This is a genomic window from Limnohabitans sp. TS-CS-82 (genome assembly GCF_002943475.1).
Genome location: NZ_PTQX01000007.1, coordinates 81397 through 97481, shown reverse-complemented (window position 1 = coordinate 97481; position 16085 = coordinate 81397). Strand labels below are relative to the sequence as shown.

The window sequence follows — 16085 nt, the reverse complement described above, 5'->3', positions numbered from 1 at the left end:
GCCCTCACTTTCGACGTCTGTACGTCGCAAGTGAAGATTTGTGCTCATTCAATTATTAGCAGGTACTTATGTTAGGTCAAATGATGCAGCAACCGCTGCTGATCTCTTCATTGCTTCTTCATGCCGAACGTCATCATGGGGACCAATTAGTTGTTTCAAGATTAGTCGAAGGTGGCATCCACCGCTATAGCTATCAGGATTTGGCTAAGCGATCACGTTGCGTAGCGCAAGCCATGACCAATCTGGGCGTCTCATCTGGTCAACGCGTGGCCACACTAGCTTGGAATGGCCATCGCCATCTGGAGCTGTATTACGGTGTTTCAGGCATGGGCGCTGTCTTGCACACGCTTAACCCCCGACTGCATCCAGATCAGCTTGCTTGGATCGTGGAGCATGCACAAGATCAGATTCTGTGCTTTGACGCAACATTCCTGCCCTTAGTAGCGGCCGTGGCAACTAAGCTGCCTTCGATCAAACACTTTGTGCTCATGACCGATCGCGCGCATATGCCAGAGAACAGCGGCATTCCCGATCTACTTTGCTACGAAGACTTGTTAAGCACGTTTGATGGTGACTTTGTCTGGCCTCACCTAGACGAAAACGCAGCCTCAAGCCTTTGCTACACAAGTGGCACAACTGGTCACCCCAAAGGGGTTTTGTATAGCCACCGATCTACGGTCTTACACACCTACGCTTCAGCCTTACCCGATGCGCTTAACCTCTCCGCGAGGGATACCATCTTGCCTGTCGTCCCAATGTTCCATGTAAATGCTTGGGGCCTGCCTTACTCAGCGTGCATGGTAGGAGCCAAGCTGGTGCTGCCAGGACCTGGCTTGGACGGCCAATCTCTCTATGAGTTGTTCGAGGCAGAGGGCGTCACCCTATCGGCAGGCGTGCCCACTGTTTGGCAAGGTTTACTGTCGCATGTGCAAGCCAAAAATTTGCACTTCACGTCAATGCGCAGAACCATCATCGGTGGCTCTGCTTGCCCCCCGGCCATGATGCAGGCCTTTGAAGATACCTATAGTGTTCAAGTGATTCACGCATGGGGAATGACAGAACTCAGCCCCATAGGCACAGTCGGCATTCTCAAGGGATCCCAATTGGATTGGCCTCTCTCGCAACGCCGCGATGTGCAAGCTAAGCAAGGGCGTGCCGTATTTGGCATTGACATGAAGATCGTAGATACGCATGGCCAAGAAATGCCATGGGATGGCAAAACCTCTGGCGAGTTACTCGTGCGCGGTCCATGGGTGGTAGCTAAGTACATGGGAAACGAGAATGAAACGCCTATAGTTCACGACGCTGCTGGGCATGGCTGGTTTCCCACTGGTGATGTAGCCACCATCGACGCTGATGGTTTTATGAACATCACCGATCGAAGCAAGGACGTTATCAAGTCAGGCGGAGAGTGGATTGGCTCAATCGATTTGGAAAACATTGCCATGGCGCATCCCGCAGTGGCAATGGCTGCTTGCATTGCCGCTCGGCACCCGAAATGGGACGAACGCCCATTGCTCATTGTGGTTAAAAAACCTGATGCCCACGTAGATCGTGATGAACTAATTGCCTTTTACAAAGGGAAAATCGCCAATTGGTGGACACCAGATGACGTGGTGTTTGTCGATGCAATCACTTTGGGTGCAACTGGAAAAATACTCAAGCATCGCCTGCGCGAACAATTCCAAGATCATCTACTTCAAAGTCTTAAATCATGATGTTAGGTTTGCCACATCTATTAAGACTGTGGCCTGGGTTGGCCATGGTTACGCTGGTCGCGATAGCGGCCTTGTTTCTGGCGGAGCACTATCAAGCACCTGTAATGCTGTTTGCCTTGCTCTTAGGCATGAGTGTGAACTTCTTGTCTGAGGAAGGCCGCTGTAAGTCAGGAATTGATTTTGCTGCCCGTCAAATTCTGCGCTGGGGAGTTGCGCTACTAGGTCTGAAAATTACGATTGGTCAAGTTCAGGCACTTGGATGGATGCCGGTTGTGATGGTTGTGTTAACTGTGGCTTCAACCATCGCCTTTGGCGTACTGGTGTCGCGACTATTTGGATTTCAGCCTTTTTTTGGTTTTTTATCTGGAGGGTCTGTTGGCATATGTGGTGCGTCAGCCGCAATGGCTATTGCAGCAGCATTTCCTCAACATCCACACAAGGATCGCGCCACGTTGTTTGTCGTTATCAGCGTAAGCACGCTGTCCACGCTAGCGATGGTGATTTATCCAATGTTTGCGAATTGGATGGGATTCAACGCCAAATTAGCCGGTTTTTTTCTTGGTGCAACGATCCATGATGTTGCACAGGTTGTGGGCGCCGGCTATAGCATGAGCGCAGAAACGGGCGATGTAGCCACATTGATTAAGCTCATGCGTGTGGCCATGTTGGTTCCTGTCATCGTCGTTGCAGCATGGTTAACGAGAATCTTGCCTCTTAAATTACCAGAGTCATATAGCGAACAATCTGTTGCAATTGCAGCACATCCGCCGCTTCTTCCTGGCTTTGCCATCGTCTTTGCAATTCTTGTCATTGCGAATGGTCTTCATTTTTTGCCGCCGTTGGTTGTAGAGGGAGGCAGTACTCTATCTCGGTGGTTCTTGGTTGCATCCATGGGAGCGATTGGGATGAAGACTCACTTGAAAGACATACAAAGTGTGGGGTGGAGACCTGTCGTTCTGATGGTGTTAGAAACCTTATTTCTTGTCGTACTTGTGACGGTCATATTGAAATTTTTTCCGATGCAGTAAGCCGCAACGCAAGACCTAAGCTCCGATTAGGCCTTGCGTCAGCGCCCACTCCACGCACTCCCGCACCACCTCACTCGGGTGCGTGAGGTGCGCTTGCAACGCAGCGCGTAGCGCTGCATCGTCGGCTTGGCGCAGTGCATTGCCTGCAGCCACGGCCAAATTACGCAACCAGCGCACATGGCCAATGCGACGAATGGGGCTGCCTTCGGTGTAACGCAAAAACTCTGCTTCGGTCCACGCCAACAAGCGCGCCATGCCCTGCCCCACCAAGCCAGCACGCACATCGAAGTCGGGCAAGCTAGAGCTTTGAGCAAACTTGTTCCAAGGGCATATCAGTTGGCAGTCATCGCAGCCGTAGATGTGGTTGCCCATCAAAGGGCGCAGTGCTTCGTCGATGGCGCCGTCGTGCTCAATCGTTAAATACGAAATGCAACGGCGCGCATCGACCAAGCCTTCGGCCACGATGGCTTGCGTGGGGCACACATCCATACAAGCGGTGCATTGGCCGCAGTGTGCGCTGGTGGGTTCGGACGCAGGCAAGGCCACATTCAGGAAAATCTCGCCCAAGAAAAACATCGAGCCCGCTTCGCGGTTGAGCACCAAGCTGTGTTTGCCGCGCCAGCCTTGGCCACTGCGTGTGGCCAGCTCGGCCTCCATCACAGGCGCTGAGTCGGTGAAGGCGCGGTATTCAAAACCACTGGGTTTCAAGGTATCAGCCAGCAATGCGTCAATTTGCTGAGCCAGGGTGTCGAGCCGGTTACGCAGCACCTTGTGATAGTCGCGCCCTCTGGCGTAGACCGACACCACGGCCTCAGCAGGGTTACGCAAGCGTTGCCACTCGGCGTCTTGCCAGCCCTCGGTGGTGTCGCGCGGCAGGTAGTTCATGCGGGCGGTCAGCACGCTCAAGGTGCCTGGCACCAGCTCGGCAGGACGCGCGCGCTTCATGCCATGACGGGCCATATAGTCCATGCTGCCGTGGAAGTTTTGGGCCAGCCAATGTTGCAAATGTGGCTCGGCCGAGGACAGGTCCAAAGGGGCCACCGCAATTTGCGAAAATCCCAGTGTTTGCCCTAGAGCCTGAATTTGCGTGAGCAACAATTTGTAATCGATTGACAACGGACACCTTTGACTATTTCGCCCATTGTAAAAACTCTGGTTTGGCCCGATGAAGCCGCCACCGCTGCGTTTGCCACGCAGCTGGCCGCCGCATTGACACGCGCCAACCTGAATGCTTGCATCGCCTTGCATGGCGACCTGGGCGCAGGCAAAACCACCTTTGTGCGCCACCTGCTGCGCGCCTTGGGCGTCGAGGACCGCATCAAAAGCCCGACCTATGCCGTGGTTGAACCCTACACCGTGAATGCGGGCGAGGTGTGGCACTTTGACTTTTACCGTTTCAGCGACCCACGCGAGTGGGAAGACGCTGGCTTTCGTGACATCTTCGCCAGCGCAGGTCTGAAACTGTGCGAATGGCCGCAAAACGCCGCAGGCGTGATGCCCACGCCAGACCTTGAACTCGACATCCAAGTGGATGACACCGAGCAACGCCAAGTGCGCGTCAGCGCCCTCACCGCGCGCGGGCAGGAGTTGCTGGCATGACGCAGCCACACGTCGACCCAGTGCATCCTCAAGCACCTCGAGGTATTGATCGACGCCGCTTGCTTCAAGGCGGCTCGCTCGCATTGCTCTTGGGCAGTGCCGACATTGCTTGGGGCGCCAGCATCGTGGCCGTGCGCGTGTGGCCCGCTGCGGCCTACACACGCGTGACGATTGAAAGCGACACGGCGCTGAAAACCGTGCCCATTTTTGTGGCCAACCCACCGCGTCTGGCCGTGGACATTGAAGGCATTGAGCTCAACCCTGCCCTCAAAGAACTGGTGGGCAAAGTGCGCTCGGACGACCCGTACATCACGGGTGTGCGCGTGGGCCAATACGCCAACAAAACTGTGCGCTTGGTGTTAGACCTTCGCCAGATGGTCAAGCCGCAAGTGTTCAATTTGTTGCCCGTTAAAACAGGCAACACCCAGTACCAACACCGCTTGGTACTCGACCTCTACCCGTCTGATGTGGCCGACCCACTGGAAGCTTTGATTGTGGACAAGCTCAAAGGTGGCACGGCCTTCAATGCGCCGTCGATGACGGCCACGCCCACACCCTCTGCGTCTAAATTGGGCACACGTGCCGACCCTGTGGGTGATTTGATGGCCAAGCCCAACGCAACACCCGAGCTGCCCTCGCCTGCGGCACCCACCGCGTCTGCGCCCATCACCACCGCGGCATCGGTCAACCAACAACAGAACAGCGAGCGTTTCATCATCGTGGCCCTCGACCCCGGCCACGGCGGCGAGGACCCTGGCGCATCAGGCCCTAGCGGCACACGCGAAAAAGATGTGGTGCTGAAAATTGCGCACCGCTTGCGTGACCGCATCAACAACACCGTCATCAAAACCAAGCACGGCAACTTGCCTATGCGGGCCTACCTCACACGCGATGCCGACTACTTTGTACCGCTGCAACAGCGCGTGGAAAAAGCCAGACGGGTGCAAGCTGACTTGTTCATCAGCATCCATGCAGACGCGTTTCAAACCCCCGAAGCCAAAGGCGCCAGCGTGTTTGCCCTGAGCGATGGTGCAGCTTCCAGCGCTGCTGCCAAGTGGATGGCCAAGCAAGAAAACCGAGCCGACTTGATTGGCGGCTTGAACATCAAGAGCCAAGATGCCGCCGTGCAACGCGCCCTGCTTGACATGAGCACCACCGCACAAATCAAAGACAGCCTCAAACTCGGCAGCGCCATGCTGGGGCAAATCAAACACATTGGCAAACTGCACAAAGGCCGCGTGGAGCAAGCGGGTTTCGCCGTGTTGAAAGCGCCCGACATTCCCAGCGTGTTGGTGGAAACCGCCTTCATCAGCAACCCCGAAGAAGAGAAACGTTTGGTCAGCCCCCAATACCAAAACGATTTGGCCGATGCGCTGATGAAAGGCATTGAGCGCTATTTCTCACGCAATCCACCGTTGGCCAAAACCCGCAACACTTAAGATGAACGTACAGCCCTTGGCCTACTTCAATCACGCAGGGGCATCGCTGATGTCGGCATCCACGGTCGATGTCATGGTCTCGCATTTGCACCTAGAAACCCGTTTAGGTGGGTATGGTGCGGCGACGCATCAGCACAAGGCGTTGGCCGCCGTTTACACACATGCGGCCCAACTTTTGAGTTGCGATGCCGATGAAATCGCCCTCACAGACAGCCACTCTCGTGGTTGGCGCGAAGTGATGAATTGCCTGCACTTCGCCCCAGGTGATCGCATCTTGGTGGGACGCAGCGAATGGGGCGGCAACTACGCAGCCTTGACGCACATCGCACAGCGGGATGGCGCTGCGGTTGAAACAATCCCCAGCACACCGAGCGGCGAAGTTTGCTTGACGCAATTGGCAGCCATGCTTGACCACCGCGTGCGCTTAATTTCACTCACATGGCTGCCAGCCAATGGCGGCCTCATTCAGCCCGCGGCACAGGTAGGCGCTTTGGCACATGCGGCCAAGATCCCCTTCTTTTTGGATGCGGCACAAGCCGTGGGACAAATGCCGGTTGACGTGCGTGCACTGAATTGCGATGTCCTCACCACACCAGGTCGCAAGTGGCTGCGCGGCCCACGCGGCACAGGTTTGTTGTATGTTCGGCGTGGTTTTCTTCCAGCGCTTCAACCTGCGGCGCTGGACCATTTTTCTACACCTCTGATCAACGGTCAGTACCAACTGCGTGACGATGCAAGGCGCTTTGAAACATCCGAAGCCAACATGGCCGCTCGCTTAGGTTTAGGGCAAGCGATTCAAGAGGCGCTCGTACAAGGTTTAGACACGATTCAAACCCAAGTACAAAGTAAAGCCAGCAAGATTCGCGAAGCCTTGCAACGCATGCCGCATATCCAAAGCCATGATGTAGGTACACAGTTTTCTGGTTTGATTGCCTTCACAGCACAAGACCTCACCTCAGACGCTGTGCGAACACACCTAGCCCAACAAGGGATTGAGGTTGCCGTCAACGGCACGGCCTTCACGCCACTCGACATGCGGGCGCGGGGGTTAGCAAATGTTGTGCGAATTTCAGCGCACACCACCACCACAGACGAAGAAATCGCACGTTTGCTCGACGCCGTGTCAAACCTTTCAGACCTCACACCATGACCGACACACCCGCACAACCCAAAAACCCGCTACACGGCATGACGTTGGAAAAAATCGTCACCGAGCTGGCTGACTATTACGGCTGGGAAGGCTTAGGCGATCGCATCAACATCCGCTGCTTCACGCATGACCCGAGTGTGGGCTCCAGCCTCAAGTTTTTGCGCAAAACACCTTGGGCACGTGAGAAGGTGGAAAGTCTGTACTTGTTCATGCTGCGCGATATGCGCCGCGAAGAACGCGGGTTTTAATCAGCTTTAATTTGCGCTGAGCGTGAGGCTTTCCACGAGCCATAAATGGCCAAGGCACCCGGAATAAAAATCATCGCCCAAATGATTTTGTCCAAATGGGTTTTGACCCATGGGATGTTGCCAAAGAAGTAACCCGCCGTCACGATGCCGCCCACCCACAACGCGCCACCCGTGACGTCAAAGAAGGTGAACTTGCGACGCGTCATCTGCGCCACGCCGGCCACAAAGGGCGCAAAGGTGCGCACAAAGGGCATGAAGCGCGCGGCGATCAAGGTCACGCCGCCATAGCGTTCGTAAAACGCATGGGCTTGGTCAAAAGCGCGGCGGTTGAAAAACTTGGAGTCTTCCCACGCAAACACCTTGGGTCCAAAGAAGCGGCCAATCGTGTAGTTGGTTTGGTTGCCCGCCACCGCCGCCGTGAGCAGCAGAGCCACGGACAAGCCATAGTCCATCAAGCCCACGCCGCACATGGCACCCACCACAAACAGCAGCGAGTCGCCTGGCAAGAACGGCATCACCACCAAACCGGTCTCGACAAAGATGATGAGAAACAGCAAGGCATAGACCCATGTGCCGTTGGCTTGCACAAAGGCTTCCAAATAGCGGTCCACGTGGAGGATGAAGTCGATCAAGAAGGTAATAAGTTCCATGGCGTGCATTATCCCTGCCTCTAAAATGAGCCTGTGCACCCTGCTACCCAACCCCCACGCGCCATCCGCGAACTCCCAGACGAACTGATCAGCCAAATCGCCGCTGGCGAGGTGGTTGAACGACCTGCGTCCGTCGTGCGCGAACTGGTGGACAACGCGCTCGACGCGGGGTCCACACAGATCACCCTGCGCTTGTTGGCCGGTGGTGTGCGCCTGATCAGCGTGGAAGACAACGGCGTGGGCATTCCTTCTTCGGAATTGCCAGTCGCGTTGAAGCGCCACGCCACCAGCAAAATTACCAGCCTCACCGAACTCGAATCGGTGGGCACCATGGGTTTTCGCGGCGAAGCGTTGGCTGCGATTCAATCGGTGTCTGAGTTGTCAGTACTCTCGCGCACGGCAAGCCAGGACAGCGCCATGCTGCTCGATGGCCGCAGCGGCGAGTTGCAACCCGCCGCCCGCGCCCAAGGGACAACAGTGGAAGTCAAAGAGCTGTTTTACAGCACACCCGCCCGCCGAAAATTTTTAAAGACCGACAACACCGAGCTGGCTCACTGCGTAGAAGCGGTGCGTCGTCACGCCCTCACCCGCCCTGAAGTGGGCTTTGCCATTTGGCACGAGGGCAAGTTGGTGGAGCAATGGCGCGCACAAGCCATGGATGCCGCATCGGGCGAAGACCTGAATATTCAGTACCAACGCTCACTTGACCGCCGCTTAGCCGATGTGCTGGGTGATGACTTTTTAGAAAACTCGGTCGCTGTGCATTACCAATCGGGCAATGTCACGGTGGTGGGCCGCGCGGGCATTCCAGACGCTGCCCGCTCACGCGCTGACCATCAGTTTGCCTACGTGAACGGCCGCTATGTGCGCGACAAAGTCATCACGCACGCCGCACGCAGCGCCTATGAAGATGTGTTGCACGGTCACCGCCAACCCATCTATGCCTTGTACGTGGAGATTGAGCCTACGCGTGTCGACGTCAACGTGCATCCCACCAAAATCGAAGTGCGCTTTCGCGATGGCCGTGAGGTGCACCAAGCGGTGCGACACGCGGTTGAAAACGCTTTGGCTGTGCCGCGCGCCAACATGCTCATGGCCAATGCGCTACAAAACCATGAGTTGCCGATGGCGGGTACGTCTGGCGCTTCTGGCGTGGCTGGATTTTCCGCTGCCGCCAATACGTTGGGCGCAACATCTTCATCCTCACCCCTCGGTTGGCCTAACGCCAATTGGCAGCAAGCCGCCATGCCTTTGGCTGGCACGCGCGTGGCAGATATGGGTGCGCTGTGGCAGTCCACGCCGCGCTCAGGTCTGCCCGCCGAAGAGTACCCCACTCAAAGTTTTGCAACTGACGCGGCCTTCAACGCCCTCAGCGCCAACAGCACCTCAGCGCCTTCGCTGCAAGATGCAGCACCCGAAACTTGGCCCTTGGGCAAAGCCATCGCCCAGCTGCATGGCGTGTACATCTTGGCCGAAAACGCACAAGGTTTGGTGCTAGTCGACATGCATGCGGCGCACGAACGCATCGTGTACGAACAACTCAAAACACAAATTGACGCGCAGCGCATCAGCAGCCAACCGCTGCTGATTCCCGCCACCTTCCCCGCCACCGTGCAAGAGGTGGCGACTGCCGAAGCTTGTGCAGAAGCATTGCAAGAACTCGGTTTAGAAATCTCCACCCTGTCGAGTAAAACACTCGCGGTGCGTGCCGTGCCCAGCACCTTGGCACAAGGCGATGCTGTGGCACTGGCGCGAAGCGTGTTGGCCGAGTTGAGCCAGCACGATGCCAGCACCGTGGTGCAACGCGCACGCAACGAACTACTGGCCACCATGGCGTGCCACGGCGCGGTACGTGCCAACCGCAAGCTCACCATCGACGAAATGAACGGCTTGCTGCGCCAAATGGAAGTGACCGAGCGCTCAGACCAATGCAACCACGGCCGCCCCACTTGGCGACAGCTGTCTATGCGTGAGCTCGACGCGCTGTTTTTGCGCGGTCGTTGATGTCACCCACACTCATCATCGTCTTGCTGTCAATGCTGCTGGGCATTCAGCCCGTGGCCACGGATTTGTATTTGCCCGCCCTGCCCGCGATCAAGGCGGAGTTTGGTGCAGAGCTGTCTCAGGTGCAGCTCACACTCAGTGCGTTGCTCTTGGCCTTCGGCACCTCGCAGCTGGTGTGGGGCCCGCTGTCGGATCGCTTTGGCCGTCGTCCTATTTTGTTGTACGGCTTGGCCACGTTCACCCTAGCAGGCTTGGGCTGCGTGTTAGCTAGCAGCATGCACGAGCTCATCGTTTGGCGTGCGCTGCAAGGCGCTGCCATGGGCGCGGTGGTGATGTGCGCTCGCGCCATCGTGCGCGACCTCTACACACCCGAAACAGGCGCAGGCGTGATGTCTAAGGCGCTGACCGGCTTAGGCATCTTGGCCTGTGCCAGTGCACCTTTGGGTGGCTTGTTAACCGACCTGTTCAGCTGGCACGCCGCACTGAGTTTGGTCATGGGCTTTGGTGCCATTGCCCTTGCATTGGTGGCTTGGAAATTCAAAGAAACCGTGCACCGAAAAAACCCACACGCGCTGCACCTCAAGGTCTTGGCAAACACGTGGTGGCACATCGTGCGACACCCCACGTTTGTGGCATTCACTTGCGTGTCGCTGGGCTCTTACGGCGGGCTCTTTACCTTCTTGGCTTCATCCTCATTTGTCTTCATCAACTTGCTGGGCTTGGCGCGTTGGCAATATGGCTTGTTGCTTTTCTCGATGGCCTTCACGTATTTGCTGGGCACGGTGTTGTGCCGACGCTTGCTGGCTCGCTACGGCGTAGCGCACACAGTGGCCATCGGTGGCGCATTCAGCTTGGTGGGGGGCTGCTGGATGGCTCTCAATGCATGGTTGGGCTGGCAAAGCCTGACCGGCTTGATGGGGCCGTTTTATTTGTTCATCTTGGCCCACGGCATACACCAGCCCTGTGGTCAAAGCGGTGCGGTGGGACCCTTTCCCAAAGCGGCTGGCGCAGCTTCTGCCTTAGGCGGCTTCTTAATGATGGCTGCAGCTTTTGCCACGGGCTTGTGGCTCGGTGCAGCCAAAGACGGTTCAGCCATGCCGATGGTGCAAAGCATCGCGTTCTGGTCGGTGTTGACGGCCTTGTCGGCTTGGGTGTTGGTGCTGCGCCGCGGAGGCCCGCGTGTCTAAACCGTCGACCTGTGCATCTGGCTGCGCGAACGGCTGGTCGGTCGACGCCATCGCTTTGGTTGGCCCCACTGCCAGCGGTAAAACGGCAGCAGCTTTAGCCATTGCACAGGCATGGCCGGTTGAAATTATCAGCATCGACTCAGCCTTGGTGTATCGGGGCATGGACATTGGCACGGCCAAACCCAATGCCGAAGAGTTGGCGCAAGTACCGCACCACCTCATTGACATTCGTGACCCATTGCACGCCTACAGCGCCGCTGAGTTTGCACGTGATGCCAGCACCTTGATGGCGGACATTCGCGCACGCGGCAAGCTGCCGCTGCTGGTGGGCGGCACCATGCTTTACCTCAAAGCATTACGTGATGGCATTGACGACCTGCCCACGGCTCAGCCCGAGCTACGTGCAGAGATTGAACAACAAGCCCTCGCCTTGGGCTGGCCTGCGATGCACGCCGAACTGGCCAAGGTAGATGCCATCACCGCGGCACGCTTAGCACCCAACGATGCACAACGCATTTCTCGTGCGCTGGAGGTGTGGCGCGTGAGCGGTAAGGCTTTATCGCAATGGTTCGTAGAAGGTGAAGCCACACGTGCGGCTCAGCCTGCATTGAATATGCCGCTTTTGTCGCTTGAACCGGTTGACCGTGCATGGCTGCATGCGCGCATCGCGCTGCGCTTTGATCTCATGCTGGATGGTGGTTTCTTGGCTGAGATGCAAACCCTGCGCGCGCGTGGTGACTTGCACATTGATTTGCCCAGCATTCGCTGTGTGGGCTATCGCCAAGCTTGGGAGCTGCTTGACCGTGCGCAGGCGATGGGTGCCTCACCTGAAAGCATCTTGCAGCAGCTGCACGAGTTGGGTGTGGCCGCTACGCGTCAATTGGCCAAGCGTCAACTCACCTGGTTGCGCGGCATGGATGAGCGCATCGTCATTCCGTGTGATGCACCGGATGCGTTAGCGCAAACACTGAGCGCTGTGACGGGATTTACTGCAACGGCTCTTTGAGCACGTCAGGCAGCGGCAAGGGCATGACGGCAATGCCTTCGTCAATCAACTCTTCGGTTTCTTCGGGCGTGGCATGACCACGAATATTGCGCTGCTCGGCTTCGCCGTAGTGCATCTTGCGGGCTTCTTCAGGAAAGCTATCCCCCACATCTTTGGTATTGGCCACCACGTGGCGCACCATCTTGAGCAAAGCGGCTTGCAGCTGCGCGGGCTCTAGGCTAGCCACCTCTTGCAGGCTAGGCACTGCGTTAGGCGATGCCTGTGTCGCGTTCAGGTTCAATCGCGGTGCGCTGAGCTTCTTCGTCACACTCAGATCGCCGCACATCGGGCAGTTCAGCAAGCCACGTGTGAGCTGGCTTTGGAAATCGTCTTCGGAACCAAACCAGCCTTCAAACACATGATGTTGGCCGCATTGAAGGTCTAAAACTTTCACGCGCGCTTCCAGTCCAAAGGCCACGCGCCACTGAGGTGGTTTTGCAGCCAGAGCAAACCTGTGAGGGTTTTGGCGTCCGTCAGCTGGCCATCGCGTGACCAAGCCAACAGTTCTTCCATGCTGGCGTCAAACACATCAAGGAATTCACCTTCGTCCAATTGACGTTCACCTTGGGTCAATCCGCGTGCAAACCAAATGTCGATGAACTCGGTGGAGTAGCTGATAACGGGGTGCAGCACGCCTGCATGCGCCCACTCTGCGGCGCGATAACCGGTTTCTTCTAGCAACTCGCGCTGGGCACACACCAAACGGTCTTCTCCTGGATCAAGTTTGCCCGCAGGGAACTCAATCATCACTTGTTGCACGGGGTAGCGGTATTGGCGCTCCATCACCAAGCGGCCATCGTCGCGCATCGCGATGATCATCACCGCACCAGGATGAATGACAAACTCACGAGTCGCCGTGCCACCGCTGGGCAAACGCACGGTGTCGCGAAAGGCGTGCAGAAAGTGGCCTTTGAGCAGCTCGACGTGGTCTAGCGTGTGTTCGACCAAATGGTCATCAGAAGTGTTTTTCATAGTCATCATAAAAAAAAGCCAGCTCAAGAGCTGGCTTTGATAGTGCATCAGATGCTTAGGTACCCAAGGTACGCACGATGGCGTTGGCACACAAGGCCATCAAGCCGCCGGGCAAGATACCCAAGATCAAAATCAAAGCGCCGTTGATGGTCAACACCACGCGCACATCGTTACCAGCCGACACGGTGGTCGCCGTGATAGGCGCATCAAAGTACATGACTTTGACGATACGCAAGTAGTAGAACGCGCCAATCAGCGACATCATCACAGCGAAGACCGCCAAGACAATCGCACCGGCTTGGCCTGAAGCGATCAAGGCTTGCAACACCGACAGCTTGGCATAGAAACCAACCAGAGGTGGCACACCCGCCAACGAGAACATACACGCAGCCATCACACCTGCATACAGGGGACTGCGTTGGTTCAAGCCAGCGAGGTCAGCGATTTCTTCGCTCTCAAAACCTTCACGTGCCAACAACAAGATGATGCCGAAGGTGGCCAATGTCGTCAGCACATAGGTGATGACGTAGAACATGGCTGAGCTGTAGGCGTTGGCAGCGGCGGCGGTGTTGCCGTTGACAACACCCGATAGCAAACCGATCAACACAAAACCCATTTGAGCAATGGTCGAGAAGGCCAACATGCGCTTGAGGTTGGTTTGTGCCACAGCGGCCAAGTTACCAATCAGCAAGGATGAGATGGCCAAGACCATCAACATTTGCTGCCAGTCCACGGCTAGGGGCAACAAGCCCTCCACCAACAAACGGATGGTCATGGCAAATGCAGCCAGCTTAGGTGCGCCACCAATCATCAAAGTGATGGCTGTGGGTGCGCCGTGGTAAACGTCAGGAATCCACATATGGAAAGGCACCACACCGAATTTGAACGCCAAGCCACACACCACAAAGACCAAGCCCAACACCAACACTTGGTGCTTGATTTGGCCCGAGGCCACAGCCTTGAACACGGTGGTGATGTCGAGCGAACCTGTCGCGCCGTACAACATGGACAAGCCGTACAACAAGAAGCCGCTGGCCATCGCGCCCAACACAAAATACTTCATGGCAGCTTCGCTGGCCACAGCGCTATCGCGGCGCAAGGCCACCATGGCATAACTACACAGAGTCAGCAACTCCAAGCCGAGGTACAACACGAGGAAGTTGTTGCCCGAGATCATGACGAACATGCCCAGCAAAGCAAACAAACCCAAGGTGAACAACTCGCCACCGCGCAACATGTCGCGCTCAGCAGCATAAGGACGGCCATAAACCAAAGTGACCATCACCGCGATGGCGGCGAAGCACTTGAGCCAGCTGCCCATAGCGTCAGAGACCACCATATTGCCAAAGCTATAAACCGTTTGGCCTTGTGTGGCGGCCACGGCTTCCAAATACGCCACAACACCAATGGTGATGAGCGACAAGGCATACGTGGTGGTGCGACGTGGGCACTTGACGAACAAGTCCACCATCGCAATCACGATGGCCATCACAGCCAACAAGATTTCGGGATAAACCGCAGCGATGCTCAGTTTTTCAAACATTTTTCAATCCCTCTTTATTGGGGCAATTTGGAAATGGCCACGTGCTTGAGTAACTCAGCCACGGACACATCCATCACGTCAGTGAATGGCTTGGGGAAGATGCCCATGGCCAACACAGCGATTGCCAGCAAGGCCAACATCACAAACTCACGGCTGTTGATGTCGGTCAATTCTTTGACGTGGTCATTGGCCACTGGGCCAAGGTACACGCGCTTGATCATCCACAAGGTGTAGGCAGCGCCGAAGATCAAGGCGGAAGCCGAAGCAAAGCCAACCCAGAAGTTGTATTTGATCGCACCCAAGATGACCATCCACTCGCCCACGAAACCAGCTGTACCTGGCAAGCCGCAATTGGCCATACCGAACAACAAGGCAAAGGCCGCAAACTTGGGCATGGTGTTGACCACGCCGCCGTAGCTGGCGATTTCACGAGAGTGCATGCGGTCATACAACACGCCGATAGACAAGAACATCGCAGCCGACACAAAGCCGTGCGCAATCATTTGCACCAAAGCCCCCGACACACCGATGTCGTTGAAGATGAAGAAGCCCAAGGTCACAAAGCCCATGTGCGCCACCGATGAATAAGCCACCAGTTTCTTCATGTCTTCTTGCACCATGGCCACCAAGCCCACGTAGACCACGGCCACGAGTGACAAAGCGATCATGAGCCATGCGTATTCGTGTGCCGCATCAGGGGCGATGGGCATTGAGAAGCGCAAGAAGCCATAGGCACCGAGCTTCAACATGATCGCGGCCAGCACTGCAGAGCCGCCAGTAGGCGCTTCCACGTGCACGTCAGGCAACCAAGTGTGTACAGGCCACATGGGCACTTTCACCGCAAACGCAGCGAAGAACGCAAAGAACAACAAAGTTTGCGCAGACATGGGCAATGGCAGCTTGTGCCAAGCAGCCAAGTCAAAGCTGCCACCCGATTGGGTGTAGAGGTAGATCAAGGCGATCAACATCAACAAAGAGCCCAACAACGTGTACAAGAAGAACTTGAACGCTGCATAGATTTTGTTGGGGCCGCCCCATACACCAATGATCAAGTACATCGGGATCAAGGTGGCTTCGAAGAACACATAGAACAGCATGCCGTCGGCTGCGCAGAACACGCCGATCATCAAGCCGCTCAAGATCAAGAACGCACCCATGTATTGGTTCACGCGCTCGGTGATCACTTCCCAACCGGCGATCACAACGATCACGTTGATGAAAGCAGTCAACAAGACAAACCACATCGACAGGCCGTCAACACCGAGGTGGTAGAACACATTGAAGCGCTCAATCCACATCGACTTTTCAACAAATTGCAAGGCTGCTGTGCTGTTGTCGAAGCCACTGAACAGCGGCAAGGTGACAGCCAAACTGACCACTGAACCGATCAACGCGATCCAGCGCACGACCTTCGCGTGTTCGTCACGCCCAAAGGCGAGCAAGATGACACCAAACAAAATTGGCGTCCAAATGGCAAGGCTCAATAAACCCATTTTTTATTC

The 16085-nt window shown here is 56.3% G+C and carries 15 protein-coding genes; 9 read left to right on the top strand and 6 right to left on the bottom strand.

Annotation, left to right across the window (positions count from 1 at the left end):
* Nucleotides 1-68 precede the first annotated feature (68 nt).
* Both C5F52_RS15020 and C5F52_RS15015 read left to right on the top strand, forming a co-directional pair.
* Nucleotides 69-1718, top strand: a complete 1650-nt coding sequence (locus tag C5F52_RS15020; RefSeq protein WP_104799174.1) for a 3-(methylthio)propionyl-CoA ligase — start codon at nucleotides 69-71, stop codon at nucleotides 1716-1718.
* Nucleotides 1715-2746 (top strand): YeiH family protein, encoded by a 1032-nt coding sequence (locus C5F52_RS15015; protein ID WP_104799173.1) that lies wholly within the window; start codon nucleotides 1715-1717, stop codon nucleotides 2744-2746. The genes C5F52_RS15020 and C5F52_RS15015 overlap by 4 nt, the downstream gene beginning before the upstream one ends.
* Before the next feature lie 15 nt (nucleotides 2747-2761).
* On the opposite strand, the gene queG is transcribed toward C5F52_RS15015, so the two are convergent.
* The gene (queG, locus tag C5F52_RS15010) at nucleotides 2762-3841 is read right to left on the bottom strand and encodes a tRNA epoxyqueuosine(34) reductase QueG (protein ID WP_236657888.1); all 1080 of its coding nucleotides are present in this window, start codon (nucleotides 3839-3841) and stop codon (nucleotides 2762-2764) included.
* A 36-nt stretch (nucleotides 3842-3877) separates the two neighbouring features.
* On the opposite strand from queG, the gene tsaE reads away from it, so the two are divergent.
* From tsaE to C5F52_RS14990, 4 genes are read left to right on the top strand one after another with little or no spacing between them, the layout of a single operon-like run.
* Nucleotides 3878-4345, top strand: a complete 468-nt coding sequence (gene tsaE / locus C5F52_RS15005) for a tRNA (adenosine(37)-N6)-threonylcarbamoyltransferase complex ATPase subunit type 1 TsaE (RefSeq protein WP_369952224.1) — start codon at nucleotides 3878-3880, stop codon at nucleotides 4343-4345.
* The gene (locus C5F52_RS15000; RefSeq protein ID WP_104799172.1) at nucleotides 4342-5784 is read left to right on the top strand and encodes an N-acetylmuramoyl-L-alanine amidase; all 1443 of its coding nucleotides are present in this window, start codon (nucleotides 4342-4344) and stop codon (nucleotides 5782-5784) included. The genes tsaE and C5F52_RS15000 overlap by 4 nt, the downstream gene beginning before the upstream one ends.
* Nucleotide 5785: 1 nt before the next feature.
* On the top strand, nucleotides 5786-6934 hold the full coding sequence (locus C5F52_RS14995) for an aminotransferase class V-fold PLP-dependent enzyme (protein ID WP_104799171.1): 1149 nt from the start codon (nucleotides 5786-5788) through the stop codon (nucleotides 6932-6934).
* Nucleotides 6931-7182, top strand: coding sequence for a VF530 family DNA-binding protein (locus C5F52_RS14990; protein ID WP_104799170.1), 252 nt, complete (start codon nucleotides 6931-6933; stop codon nucleotides 7180-7182). The genes C5F52_RS14995 and C5F52_RS14990 overlap by 4 nt, the downstream gene beginning before the upstream one ends.
* On the opposite strand, the gene C5F52_RS14985 is transcribed toward C5F52_RS14990, so the two are convergent.
* Nucleotides 7179-7832, bottom strand: a complete 654-nt coding sequence (locus C5F52_RS14985; RefSeq protein WP_104799341.1) for a DedA family protein — start codon at nucleotides 7830-7832, stop codon at nucleotides 7179-7181. The two genes, C5F52_RS14990 and C5F52_RS14985, sit on opposite strands and share 4 nt — an antisense overlap.
* A 33-nt stretch (nucleotides 7833-7865) precedes the next feature.
* On the opposite strand from C5F52_RS14985, the gene mutL reads away from it, so the two are divergent.
* Genes mutL through miaA form a run of 3 tightly spaced genes read left to right on the top strand, consistent with a single transcriptional unit; the run spans nucleotide 7866 to nucleotide 12029 of the window.
* Nucleotides 7866-9836: a DNA mismatch repair endonuclease MutL gene (mutL, locus tag C5F52_RS14980; protein ID WP_104799169.1), complete on the top strand. Its 1971-nt coding sequence runs from the start codon at nucleotides 7866-7868 to the stop codon at nucleotides 9834-9836.
* A complete protein-coding gene (locus tag C5F52_RS14975; protein WP_104799168.1) occupies nucleotides 9836-11023 on the top strand; it encodes a multidrug effflux MFS transporter in 1188 nt (395 codons plus the stop codon). Before mutL ends, C5F52_RS14975 begins: the two co-directional genes overlap by 1 nt.
* Entirely contained in the window at nucleotides 11016-12029 is a 1014-nt protein-coding gene (miaA, locus tag C5F52_RS14970) for a tRNA (adenosine(37)-N6)-dimethylallyltransferase MiaA (RefSeq protein ID WP_104799167.1), read from the top strand. Before C5F52_RS14975 ends, miaA begins: the two co-directional genes overlap by 8 nt.
* Here miaA and C5F52_RS14965 read toward each other — a convergent pair.
* The 4 genes from C5F52_RS14965 to C5F52_RS14950 are packed head-to-tail and all read right to left on the bottom strand — an operon-like array spanning nucleotide 12010 to nucleotide 16076.
* The gene (locus tag C5F52_RS14965) at nucleotides 12010-12462 is read right to left on the bottom strand and encodes a DUF1178 family protein (RefSeq protein ID WP_104799340.1); all 453 of its coding nucleotides are present in this window, start codon (nucleotides 12460-12462) and stop codon (nucleotides 12010-12012) included. The two genes, miaA and C5F52_RS14965, sit on opposite strands and share 20 nt — an antisense overlap.
* The gene (locus tag C5F52_RS14960) at nucleotides 12459-13040 is read right to left on the bottom strand and encodes an NUDIX domain-containing protein (RefSeq protein ID WP_104799166.1); all 582 of its coding nucleotides are present in this window, start codon (nucleotides 13038-13040) and stop codon (nucleotides 12459-12461) included. The genes C5F52_RS14965 and C5F52_RS14960 overlap by 4 nt, the downstream gene beginning before the upstream one ends.
* A gap of 55 nt (nucleotides 13041-13095) precedes the next feature.
* Entirely contained in the window at nucleotides 13096-14583 is a 1488-nt protein-coding gene (gene nuoN / locus C5F52_RS14955) for an NADH-quinone oxidoreductase subunit NuoN (RefSeq protein ID WP_104799165.1), read from the bottom strand.
* Nucleotides 14584-14597: 14 nt separating this feature from the next.
* Nucleotides 14598-16076, bottom strand: a complete 1479-nt coding sequence (locus tag C5F52_RS14950) for an NADH-quinone oxidoreductase subunit M (RefSeq protein WP_104799164.1) — start codon at nucleotides 16074-16076, stop codon at nucleotides 14598-14600.
* Nucleotides 16077-16085 lie beyond the last annotated feature (9 nt).